We start from the raw sequence: 12,177 nt of genomic DNA on the forward strand, positions 1-12,177 counted from the left end.
TGTATAGTTGATGCCGTTTGTTTAAGGCACAGATTGCGTACAAACCCCTCCTTGATAATGACGATTACAGCTGTTTATTTTTAAACATTGCTTGCATGGGCAGTTCATTTTTCCCTGTTTTGATTTGTGCATTGTTGTTGGTGATTAAGCAACAATTTTTGTGCTGCTGATCGTTGTGTTGCACTTTTTATTGCAATATTCGCGGCGCAACTCAATAAATCTGCGGCTTTCCATAGCATATGCAATTTTTCTTAAACAAAATTTTGTATTGGCACGCTTGCTGCAATTCCCCTGATAGTTGTGATGAATGGTGCATTGCACACAATGCAAAGCCATTGATTACGGAAACCTATTGTTATATCGCCACAAGCGATTCCAGTACCCCAATCGGGTGGGAGAATTATATGAGTGCCCATGCTTACTCTGAACCCTACAGTTATGACCGTCGCCATGTTCGCCAACAGCTGCGCCACGTAAAGCCAGTTGCAGTGCCGCGCAAATCGGCGGATGTAGTGCAACTTATTCCTCGCGTTATTCCCAGTGATTACAGTCATCAAAAACAAATCCAATTGGTATATACCAAATACCGCGGTGCATGGTCACTGTTGAGTCTGGTGTTGATTGTGGGGCTACATTTCGCGGCATTTGCTTATTTTTATTTCAAGCCAGAAGTGCCGATTACCAAGGCAGAAGTGCCACCTATGTCGATTGAGATTTATCGTCCGCCGGTAGAGTTGCCGCCACCGCCGGTGATTCCACCGGAAGAGGTTCCGCCACCACCACCGCCAAAGGTAGAAAAACCAAAACCCAAGCCGGTAGAAAAGCCTAAGCCGGTTCCCGTGCAAAAAGTGGTGGAAACACCGCCACCACCGCCTGCAGCCGTAGCGCCGCCACTACCGCCACCGGTTACGCCTGCAACAGCAAACCCCGGTTATCTGCGCAATCCACCGCCAGAATATCCTGAGTTGGCAGTAGAGCGGGGCTGGGAAGGCACTGTGATTTTGAATGTGCATGTATTGGGTAACGGCAAGCCATCGTCTGTTGAAGTGAAAGCCTCCAGCGGCCGCAGTGTGTTGGATAAAGCAGCGATGGATACCGTGAGGCGTTGGTCATTTGTACCCGCCAAGCAAGGTGAAACTGCAATCGATTCGTGGGTGGAAGTCCCGATTGATTTCAAATTATCAAATTCATAAATGCGCACTAGAAAACGTTTAACAATTTAATTATCCATTTGTGTTAATCCGGAATTAATTAGGAAGAAAATTATGTCTGAGCTGTACCAACATATCGTTGAGTGGACTTTGTGTGCGTTGATCGCCTTTTCCATCATCACCTGGACGTTAATCGTCATTAAAGGCGTCCAACACCTGAGCTTATCTCGCCAGAATCGTCGGTTTACCAAAACCTTTTGGTCCTCTGCCGATTTACACGCGGCGGCATCGTTTGAAAAATACGTAGGCGCTACGGCACGTGTTGCGGCGGCGGGCTTCCAAACCTTGCGCAATGCAGATGCAAGTACTGCAACTGATCTGGAACACAGCTGGGACAGACAGGATTTATTGGAGCGCCATCTGCGCCAACAAATCCAGAAAGAGCGCCGCTCATTGGAAAACGGTTTGGCGGTGCTTGCATCCATCGGCAATACCGCGCCCTTTGTGGGATTGTTTGGAACTGTGTTCGGAATTATTCAGGCACTCACTGCGATTACGGCAACAAAATCCGCAAGTATTGAAGTAGTGGCGGGGCCGATTGGTGAAGCATTGATTGCTACCGGGATTGGTATTGCCGTCGCGGTTCCCTCGGTGCTGGCGTACAACTTCTTTTTACGTCGGGTGAAATTAATCGCAGCTGATCTGGATGATTTTGCAACTGATTTTGTGAGTTTGGTGCAAAAATCCGGCTTCCGTATTAAATCATCCACACCCGTAGTAAAAGCGGCGCAATCGCACCCCGCGCGTGAGGCGACATCAGAATTAAGAAAGCCTGAGAATGGCAAAGAGGTATTTGCATAATGGCAATTTCTTCCGGTGGTGATAGCGATGAAGTATTAAGTGAGATCAACATTACACCGATGGTGGACGTGATGTTGGTATTGCTGGTGGTGTTTATTATTACTGCGCCCTTAATGACCAATGCGATTAATGTCAATTTGCCTGACACGGAAACCACAGTGCAAATAGAAGAGCACAAAAAACCCTTGGTGCTTAGCATTGATGCAGAAGGAAAAATTTATCTGGATAAAGATGAATACGCATTGGAAATTTTGCAGCAGGAATTGGAGGGCAGAAAACTGACAGATCCGGAATTGCGTTTGAATCTGAATGCTGATGATGCGGTAAATTACGGTGTGGTTGCCAAGGTTATGGTGTTGATTGAAAAAGCGGGAATTGAAAAACTATCCATGGTGACTGAGCGCGGAAGCTAATCGTTTTTCCAGAATTTCTCCGTGTTTATAAAAGGGAGATTATCGCAGGGGTTATGGTAGGACGTTATGGTAGGACGTTATGGGAAGAGTAGTGCAGGCAAGGATGCCTTCCAGCGGATGGTACTCGTTTAATTACATAGGTATTGTTGTTTGTTTACACCCTTGCACAGCAAAAAACTGGTTATCGTCGGTTGTGGTGCATCAGCTGTACTGGCGTTGGCCGCGTTGGCGAATTACTCGCACGATCATGTTGTCTCTGCTGTATCAGCACATTTCAGCGATGCGATTCATCTTGATATCACCATTATTGATGATAACCCCGCGCGTCCACGCGGGCTTGCGTACTCTGCAATTCATCCTTCACTTATTTTGAATGTTCCTGCACAACGCATGGGCGCATTCAGCGATGATCCCGCACATTTTTTCCGATGGTTACAGCAGACGGTGGAATGGAGAGGGTTGCATCCCGCATTTGCCGGGCTAACTATCGCAGCAAATGATTTTGTTCCGCGCGCAATTTACGGTGAATACCTTGCCGATGTATTTGACCAAGCGGTGTATTCCCTGCGTGTTGCGGGGCACAGTGTGGAGCTGCACTCCGGGCGCGTCAGCGCAATAGAGAAAAACAGTTCTTCTGGGATGATGCGGGTTATCACTTGCTCAGGTCGCACTTACGATACCAATGCATTACTGATGGCGACAGGCAATTACCCAGCACTGCAACATATTCCTACAACACCGAATATCTTGCCGTCTCCTTATGTTAATCAAGCGCTTGGATTTAATTGGAAAAACAGTAAAAACATATTGGTTCTAGGCTCTGGCTTAAGCCTGGTAGATACAGTGCAGTTAGCAATATCCCAAGGGTTTGCAGGAAAATTCCATGTGGTTTCCGGCCATGGTCTTTTGCCATGTGCGCATGGAGAATCACATCATCCATCTGTTCCTGTGTTTAAAACAGAGGCAAAAAAAGCCTCCGCAATATTGAGCGCAATTCGTCAGTACATTAAATACAATGAAGAAAAGGGTATTGCCCGGCAGTGCAGTGTGAATCAGTTACGCGAACAAAATAATGCACTGTGGAGCCAGTTAAATCCAAAAGAGCGAAGTCGTCTCAAGCGAGCTTTACCTTGGTGGAATAGTGTGCGGCACCGCATTCCAGCCAGTACCAGGAATCTATTGGAGCATTTACAAACAAAAGGGCAGTTGCGTATTTATCCTGCCAGGGTCAATAACATTCACGCGACCCATAACGGATTTAGTTTGTCATTAGCCTCAGCGCACTCAAAAAACGCTAGACTGGAAATCATCGCTGATAAAGCGATTATATGTACAGGCTATCGCGCAGGGTTTTCAGTGGTGCAGGATTTATGCAAAGGTTTGCTTGATGATAGCGCTGTATTAACCGCTAATTTCATCGGTAATAATCACTACAAAATTTCATCCAGACATGAGATTTATGGGATCGGCCCCGCGTTAAATGGTGTGCTATTCGAAACAACGGCGATCCAGGAAATTCGTGAGCAAGCGGTCTGTATCGCCAAGGCAATTTTTACGACGACTGCTGATAACACCAACACCAGCACCAACAGCACACAGGCTGTTGATATTGTTTAAACGGAATAATCAGTGAACCGGTTTAAAAGCGATATTCTATTTTCGCCCTGAGTGTGCGTGGTTCAGCAGGGTGGTAGTGCAAGTCTTCAATTCCTTCTTCGGGTTCGCCCGCTAAGCGTGAGGCATAGTAGTAATCAATATCATTCTCGTCGCTATCCAACACATTGTGTACTTCCAATTCAATATTGATGCTGTCCCATTGGTAGCCAATACCAAAATTTACTGTGCTGGTTGAATTGGCTTTAATATCGTTAAAACTTTCCAGCACCCGCGCACCAAAATAGCGATAGCGCAACGAACTGTGCAAGCCATTACCTTGCCCGCCATAACTAATGCCGGTGCTTGCAACAAAGGGAACAGAGCCATCAACATATTTTCCCTCTTCGCGAGTGTTTTCACTGAAGCGTGCACGTGTCCATGCCAGTTCTACATCCAGATTCCATTTATTGGCAAACCAAAAATAACTGGCAAGTTCTGCGCCCACACGTTCTGATGCACGGCTGGCTTCGTTGTGGCCTGCATCGCCAATAAAAATTAATTCCGATTCTGATTCCAGATACCATAAAGAGGCTGAAATATTAAAACGTTTTTCATCAAACAGTTTTAAACCAACTTCAGCGCCGGTAGAGGGCACGATTAATTCAACAGCATCCGCAGGCTCCAGTGTGACCGGATCGAGTGTCAGTGTTGCACCGCGCGCATCGTTAGAATGGAAGCCTTGGCCTGCATTGATAAACGCTTCCAGATGATCGCTGAATAAATAAGTCGCACCTGCTTTAAGGCTGAACTTGCCTTTATCAGCAGCGCCACTGTTTTCGACAATATTGCTGTCAACATCGACATGGTAGTAGTCGTAACGTAAACCTATGTGCGTACTGAATGTATCGCTCAATAAAAAACGGGTTTGGCCAAATAAGCCACTGGATGTTTCCTTTACGCCATCTTCCCGAACGGTACTTAACCATTTGCGTGCTTTGGTTTTGTAGAGCCCGACTTTTGCAATGTCGTCGTAACGAAATTCGCTACCAATATGATGATTAACAGCGATGTTAAATAATTCTGTATTCCACTGATGGGATAGGGCACCGCCGAAAATGTGGCGATCATCCACTTGTTTATATTGGTCGCCATTAACGGGATCATCTAAAAAATACGTAAAATCAGAAATTAATAGCAAATCAGATTGGATTGCGTAAAGGTTGGCATTCCAACTATCAGTACGCCAGTTTGTTGAAAGGCTGTAACGGCTGGATTCTCCACCATTGGTTGGGTTGAGCGAGCCATAAGAATCTATCAGCCCTTGTTCTACTACACGTGCGGGAATTTGGTCGGGTGAATTCCAGCTGTTGTCATAGGCCATTGCGGTCAGCGAAAAAGTGCCATCAGCGAGGGGTTTTACATAGCGGGCATTAAAGTTGAGCTTATCAATGTCTTCATTAATGTCAGTCCAGGGGCCGTCCGATAGCTGGCGTTCAATACCTACCAACAACAAGCCCTCGTGTAGTGCAACGTCACCTGCTGCAAACACGCGGCCATAATGATTTTCGCCCAGTGTTGCAGAAACAATATTTTCACCCAGCAAATTTTTTAAGCTAAATGAAGCCGCACCTGCACCTGAAAAATCACCGACATCTGCATAATAAGCGCCTTTGCGATAATCGATGCTACTGATGAGTTCAGGAATAATAAAATTGAGATCGGTATAACCTTGGCCGTGGCCATGAGTACGCATATTGATCGGCATGCCATCAATGCTGGAATTAAAATCCGTACCGTGATCCAGATTAAAACCCCGTAGAAAATACTGGTTCGCTTTACCGGAACCACTGTGTTGGGTCACTACCATGCCGGGCACAAACTCCAGAATTTCACCGGTACGTAATACTGGCCGGTTGGCAATTTCGGCACTGCCCACAGTACCTTCTGCCGCCGATATTTTTTTACCCAACTGGTTTAAGCGGTGGCCAATTACCGTCACAGTTTTCAGCTGGGGATTGTTTTTTTTATCAGCTGATACTGAATCTGTAGTTGGCTGTTTAGTTGTCTTTTCAGTTGTTTGTGCAGATTTCTGTTCAGATATTTGTTCGGTTTTATAGTCAGCTTTGTAAGCTGATGTTTGGCTTAGCACAGTAGGAGCGCTAAACGTAAATACAGCAGCGGCCAAAGGGGTAATTAAAAACGAGGGTGAAGAGCGGGATATTCTGGTGTATTTCATGGGCATCTCTACTAACCATCATGACAAAAATATTGCAAAAAAGGGTGACAAACAATTTCATAATTCCGCATAAATATCGCGACCAGCAAAGGTAATCGACAATATGTGGGTTGTTAGTAGGCTGCAAGAAAGAGTAGTTGTGTATGGCGTGGTGTTCCAGCAAATTTTTATCAACCGTTAAATCCATGAGTTGCTCTTAACCTGTGTAACTCGGATTCAGTGAATGCACTTCATCCTGAGTAGTGCTTTGCTCATCTGCTTGTGCAAACCCTGTATCCGCAAGCAAACCGTGGCGTTTTAGCAATGTCCGCATAACGTTGCGTGAAATACCCAAGAGTGCAGCACCGTGTACTTGATTAGAACGCACATGGGCAAATGCTTCATGCACAATCAGACTTTCCAATTTATCGAAATGATCACTGTTGCCTTGTTCAGTAAACAAGCGACGCAATTGTTTGGCAATAGCCGTCATCGGGTCATCGCCATTACCTGAACCGCCGTGTGAATGGCTGCCTGCATTATTAAACGATGTAGGTTGAATAGGCGTTACTGCATTGTTCTGGTTGTATATGTGCGTACCAGAATTTACTAAAGGTTGGTGTACCGGTTGCGGCTCTTGCTGATGAATTGTTCCGGTGTTCCAGCCTCCCGTTACTTTCAAATGTGCCGGTTCGATTTTGTCGCCACTGGAAACCAATAACGCAAAATGCACCACATTTTCCAATTCGCGGATGTTGCCCGGCCATGCATAGTTCAACAACAATTGCACCGCATCCTGTGAAAATTGCGGTTGGCGATACCCCATGCGTTGGCTGTAGGTTTTTAAAAAATGTTCTGCCAATGGTAATACGTCACCCGGGCGTTGGCGCAGTGGTGGCAGTTTTACATGAGCGATATTAATTCTGTACAACAGATCGCGACGGAAATGTCCGGCCGATACTGCATAATCCAGATCAACGTTGGTGGCAACGACCAAACGCACATCAACCGGAATGGATTTGCGCGAGCCAATACGCACCACTTCTTTTTCTTGCAGCACACGCAATAGTTTCACTTGCAGTGGCAATGGCAAATCGCCGATTTCATCTAAAAATAAGGTGCCACCGTTTGCAGCTTCAAACCATCCTTCGCGTTTACCCACTGCGCCGGTAAATGAACCGGCTTCATGGCCAAACAATTCACTCTCGGCTAATTGGTCGCTGATTGCACCGCAGTTAACCGCAAGGAAAGGGCCTCTGCGTCCACTCAATAAATGAATATGACGGGCAACCAATTCCTTCCCGGTTCCTGTTTCGCCACCAATCAACACCGGCGCTTCACTGGGTGCTATGCGCTCAATATATTCGAGTAAGCTTGCCGAAATCGGGTCTGAAAATACCAGCGCTTTTGCGCGTACCGAAAGTGGTTGAGCATTGGTGCCTTCCAGTGATAAGAGAACAGGGGCTTTATTTTCCTGGCTCACAGTAATTCCTCTACATGCGTTAATACGAGTGATAATGGGAGCATTCTATTCATAAATAGCGGTGGCAATAAGTAATTTAAATCTATAAACATATAACAAAAAAATCGATTTTATTGAGTCGGTTTATAATTTCATTGACTGTTTATTTTTCAGCATAAAAAATAAAAAAGGCGATGGTTTTTCATCGCCTTGTTATTAATAGAACAGTCTAAAAGTGGTATGGATTAATATTCGTGCTTTAAAAGTAACATCGTAAAAAGATGCTGCTGAACGAATATTATTTTTGCAAAAACACTTTTGAGTTGGTCGGCCTTGCGTAAACCGCAGCGCCTACCGATAAATTCAAACTGCGCTCCTGTGCCCGCGGTAATTCCACATGCAGTACTTCATTATTCAATTGATGCAACAACTCAATGCGCAATACCGAACCGGCTGTACTTACATGGGCAATGCGCGCGGCAATAGCGCCATCGCTTTGCTGTTCGCTCAATTCAATGTCGTGCGGGCGCACATAAGCGATGGCAGCTTGGTTGGCAATGTCGTTATGTTCCGGTGCAGGAATTTTGTAATCACCAATATGTGCCCAGCCATTGTCCACACGGCTGTGGAATAAATTCACTTGCCCGATAAAATCGTACACAAAAGGGCTGGCCGGATTGTTGTAGATGTCATCCGGTGTACCAATTTGTTCAATCTGGCCTTTGTTGAGCACCACGATTTTATCGGCCACTTCCATGGCCTCTTCTTGGTCGTGTGTTACGAATATAGAAGTGATGTGCAATTCGTCGTGCAAGCGGCGCAACCAGCGGCGTAAGTCTTTGCGGACTTTTGCATCCAATGCACCGAAGGGTTCATCGAGCAACAATACTTTAGGTTCAACGGCGAGTGCACGCGCCAGTGCAATACGCTGGCGTTGGCCGCCAGATAATTGATGCGGGTAGCGATCGGCCAACCAATCCAACTGCACCAATTCCAATAATTCATGCACACGTTTTTTAATTGCATCAGCAGAAGGTCTTGTCTCTTTGGGGCGCACGGTTAAACCAAAGGCGACGTTATCAAACACCGTCATGTGGCGGAACAGCGCATAGTGTTGGAATACAAAACCCACGTTGCGCTCGCGCACATGCACGTTGGTGGCATCTTCACCGTGGAAATGCACACTGCCAGCATCCGGATTTTCCAAACCGGCGATAATGCGCAGCAGTGTTGTTTTTCCGCAGCCCGATGGGCCGAGCAGGGCGACCAATTCGCCCGTAGGGAAATCCAAAGACACATTGTTCAGTGCGGTAAACTGACCAAACTGTTTATGTAAGTTGCGGACTTGAATGCTCATAGGTTTTCTCGCAATAAATTAATTACTGTGCACTTGCTGCACGTACTGCCAATTCATGTTCACGCGCGGCTTTCCATTCCAGCAGGCTTTTTAATACCAGTGTCACCAGCGCCAATAATGCCAGCAGCGATGCAACCGCAAAGGCCGCCGCGAATTGATACTCGTTGTATAAAATTTCAATATGCAGTGGCATGGTGTTGGTTTGCTCGCGGATTTTTCCCGATACCACACTCACCGCGCCAAATTCACCCATGGCACGCGCATTACACAAAATCATGCCGTACAGCAGCGCCCATTTAACCGAGGGCAAGGTCACCCGCCAAAACATTTTCCAACCGCTTGCACCCAAGGTAATCGCCGCTTCCTCTTGCTCTTTGCCTTGCTCCTGCATCAGCGGAATTAATTCGCGCGCTACAAAAGGAAAGGTGATAAACACAGTGGCAAGTACAATGCCGGGTACTGCAAACATAATTTGAATATCGTGATCGTTTAACCAGGGGCCAAAAAATCCCTGCCGGCCAAACAGCAACATATAAATTAAACCGGCGATCACTGGTGATACCGCAAAGGGTAGATCGATCAAAGTAATTACAAATTGTTTGCCGCGAAAATCAAACTTGGCAATCGCCCATGCCGCTGCCAAACCAAAAATAACGTTACAAGGCACCGCAATTGCCGCGGCGATTAATGTCAGTTTTATCGCGTGTGCAGCAGCGGGTTCAGTGACTGCGGCAAAATACACCTGTGTACCCTTGGCAAAGGCTTCAGAAAACACAATCACCAGTGGCAAAAATAAAAACAGCGCAAGAAAGGTCAGTGCAACACTGATCAATAACACCCGCACCCAGGTAGCTTCACTGGTGGCCGCCTGCGCAGCACCGGTTTTAGTCGAACGTAAGGATGAAACAGCACCGGCCATGATTAACCTCCTGTGCGCTTATGGCTCCAATGCTGGAGCAGGTTAATGAGCAGCAATAACACAAAGGAAAATATCAACATGACCGTGCCCAGCGCAGCCGCACCGGCGTAATCAAATTGTTCCAGTTTGGTCATAATCAACAGTGGAGTGATTTCGGTTTTGTAAGGCATGTTGCCGCTGATAAAAACTACCGAGCCGTATTCACCAATCGCACGGGCGAAGGCGAGCGCAAAACCGGTTAGCAATGACGGCAAAAGCGCAGGCAGTAATACCCGGCGAAAGGTTTGCCAGCGCGATGCGCCCAAACTTGCAGCCGCTTCCTCTACTTCGGCTTCCAAATCGGCCAATACCGGTTGCACAGTGCGCACCACAAAAGGCAAACCAATAAAGGTGAGCGCGACGGTAACACCAAGCCAGGTGTAAGCAATTTTAATATCGGCCAACCAAAACCATTGCCCTACCCAACCTTTGGTGGTGTAGAGCGCAGTGAGTGCAATGCCCGCTACGGCGGTAGGTAATGCAAAAGGCAGATCGACCAATGCATCGACTACACGTTTGCCAAAAAAATCGTAACGCACCAGTACCCAGGCGACGATTAAACCAAACACTAAATTAATACTTGCGGCAGCGAGTGATGCACCAAAAGTCAGTTGATAACTTGCAACCGCACGCGGGTTACTGACCACCGCCCAGAGTTCTGGCCAGCTGAGTTCCAATGATTTTAAAACCAGTCCCGCGAGTGGAATAAATACAATCAGGCTGGCATAGAGCGCGGCAAGGCCGAGCGACAAACCAAAACCCGGTAGTACACTTTTTTTAACCCAGGTTTTTTTTACTTTTTTTGCTTGCAAAAAATTGATGGGCGTTGCGCTGGAAACTTCGCTCATGAATGAATCTCGTTTTTTGTTCAACCTAATTAACCCGCACTACCAACCCCCTCCCAACCTCCCCCTTTGCAAGGGGGAGGAGCTGAATCGCAGCATCTATTTGAGTGCGCAGTGAGATTAGGCTCCCTCCTTTTTTAAGGAGCGGGTTGGAGAGGGGGTTACATTCTCCCTCTCCTTATCAAGGGGAGGGCGGGGAGGGGTTATTGATAAATCTGGTCAAAAATGCCGCCGTCACCAAAGTGCTCTGGCTGTGCTTTTACCCACCCACCAAAATCATCAATCGTGACTAGCTCCAATTTTGGAAAAGTTTTTGCGTAGGCTTCTGCGACTTGTGGATCACGTGGGCGGTAGTAATGTTTGGCAGCAATGGTTTGGCCTTCTTTGGTGTAAAGATATTCCAGATAGGCCTTAGCCACTTCTGCAGTGCCATTGGCTTTAGCGTTTTCATCGACAACGGCAACCGAAGGTTCAGCAAGGATGGATAAACTCGGCACGACGATTTCAATTTCATCGGCACCCAATTCGTTGACTGCCAAAAATGCTTCGTTTTCCCAAGTGATCAGTACATCACCAATTCCACGCTGCACAAAAGTAGTGGTTGAGCCGCGTGCGCCGGTATCCAGTACTGGAACGTTTTTAAACAATGCGCGCACAAATTCTTTTGCGCCTGCATCGTCTTTGCCTTGTTTTTTAGCAAAGGCCCAAGCACCTAAATAATTCCAGCGCGCACCGCCAGAGGTTTTAGGGTTAGGGGTAATAACTTCTACGCCTTTTTTGGTCAGGTCATCCCAGTCTTTAATATTTTTGGGGTTGCCCTTGCGAACTAAAAATACAATGGTGGATGTGTAAGGCGCGCTGTTTTGCGGCAATTTGGTTACCCAATCTTTTGGCAAAAGTTTGCCGATGTTGGCGATAGGGTCGATATCACCGGCAAGTGCCAAGGTGACAACATCGGCGCGCAGGCCATCAATTACCGCGCGTGATTGCGCACCGGAGCCACCGTGGGATTGTTCCACTTTTACCGTGTCACCGGTTTTTTCTTGCCAGTGTTTGGCAAACGCGGCATTAAACTCGCGATAGAGTTCGCGCGTTGGATCGTAGGATACATTCAATAAAGTAACGTCTTTGGCGAATACACTCGCCGCTAATAAACTGGTTGCAATCACGGCAACAGATTTTGTAAACAATTTCATAATTTTGTGCTCATTTGAAAATTGAATTTTTTCCCTCACCCTAACCCTCTCCCAAAAGGAGAGGGGACTGTTACTCTCTCAGAGGGAGAGGGGGGTTCTTACTCCCTCTCCCTTTGGGAGAGG

General features: G+C 46.8%; 10 protein-coding genes. 4 read left to right on the forward strand and 6 right to left on the reverse strand.

All coding sequences use genetic code 11. The features are described 5' to 3' along the window. Window positions 1-404: 404 nt before the first annotated feature. From ACFODX_RS06965 to ACFODX_RS06980, 4 genes are all read left to right on the forward strand, one after another. On the forward strand, window positions 405-1,193 hold the full coding sequence (locus tag ACFODX_RS06965; RefSeq protein ID WP_378117453.1) for an energy transducer TonB: 789 nt from the start codon (window positions 405-407) through the stop codon (window positions 1,191-1,193). Window positions 1,194-1,265: 72 nt separating this feature from the next. Continuing rightward, window positions 1,266-2,012: a MotA/TolQ/ExbB proton channel family protein gene (locus tag ACFODX_RS06970; protein WP_378117455.1), complete on the forward strand. Its 747-nt coding sequence runs from the start codon at window positions 1,266-1,268 to the stop codon at window positions 2,010-2,012. After that, window positions 2,012-2,425 (forward strand): biopolymer transporter ExbD, encoded by a 414-nt coding sequence (locus ACFODX_RS06975; RefSeq protein ID WP_378117457.1) that lies wholly within the window; start codon window positions 2,012-2,014, stop codon window positions 2,423-2,425. The genes ACFODX_RS06970 and ACFODX_RS06975 overlap by 1 nt, the downstream gene beginning before the upstream one ends. Before the next feature lie 150 nt (window positions 2,426-2,575). After that, window positions 2,576-4,042, forward strand: a complete 1,467-nt coding sequence (locus tag ACFODX_RS06980; RefSeq protein WP_378117459.1) for an FAD/NAD(P)-binding protein — start codon at window positions 2,576-2,578, stop codon at window positions 4,040-4,042. Window positions 4,043-4,064: 22 nt separating this feature from the next. Here the strand turns inward: ACFODX_RS06980 and ACFODX_RS06985 are convergent, their stop codons facing one another. The 6 genes from ACFODX_RS06985 to ACFODX_RS07010 all read right to left on the reverse strand — a co-directional run bounded on the left by ACFODX_RS06985 (window position 4,065) and on the right by ACFODX_RS07010 (window position 12,054). Continuing rightward, window positions 4,065-6,257, reverse strand: coding sequence for a TonB-dependent receptor (locus ACFODX_RS06985; protein ID WP_378117461.1), 2,193 nt, complete (start codon window positions 6,255-6,257; stop codon window positions 4,065-4,067). A 196-nt stretch (window positions 6,258-6,453) separates the two neighbouring features. Beyond that, window positions 6,454-7,719, reverse strand: coding sequence for a sigma-54 interaction domain-containing protein (locus ACFODX_RS06990; RefSeq protein ID WP_378117463.1), 1,266 nt, complete (start codon window positions 7,717-7,719; stop codon window positions 6,454-6,456). A gap of 277 nt (window positions 7,720-7,996) precedes the next feature. After that, entirely contained in the window at window positions 7,997-9,055 is a 1,059-nt protein-coding gene (locus tag ACFODX_RS06995) for a sulfate/molybdate ABC transporter ATP-binding protein (RefSeq protein ID WP_378117465.1), read from the reverse strand. A gap of 22 nt (window positions 9,056-9,077) precedes the next feature. After that, window positions 9,078-9,974: a sulfate ABC transporter permease subunit CysW gene (gene cysW, locus ACFODX_RS07000; protein ID WP_378117467.1), complete on the reverse strand. Its 897-nt coding sequence runs from the start codon at window positions 9,972-9,974 to the stop codon at window positions 9,078-9,080. A gap of 2 nt (window positions 9,975-9,976) precedes the next feature. Further along, window positions 9,977-10,861: a sulfate ABC transporter permease subunit CysT gene (gene cysT, locus ACFODX_RS07005; RefSeq protein ID WP_378117469.1), complete on the reverse strand. Its 885-nt coding sequence runs from the start codon at window positions 10,859-10,861 to the stop codon at window positions 9,977-9,979. A gap of 200 nt (window positions 10,862-11,061) precedes the next feature. After that, on the reverse strand, window positions 11,062-12,054 hold the full coding sequence (locus ACFODX_RS07010) for a sulfate ABC transporter substrate-binding protein (protein WP_378117471.1): 993 nt from the start codon (window positions 12,052-12,054) through the stop codon (window positions 11,062-11,064). Window positions 12,055-12,177 lie beyond the last annotated feature (123 nt).

Source organism: Cellvibrio fontiphilus, from assembly GCF_042646205.1.
Lineage (GTDB): Bacteria > Pseudomonadota > Gammaproteobacteria > Pseudomonadales > Cellvibrionaceae > Cellvibrio > Cellvibrio fontiphilus_A.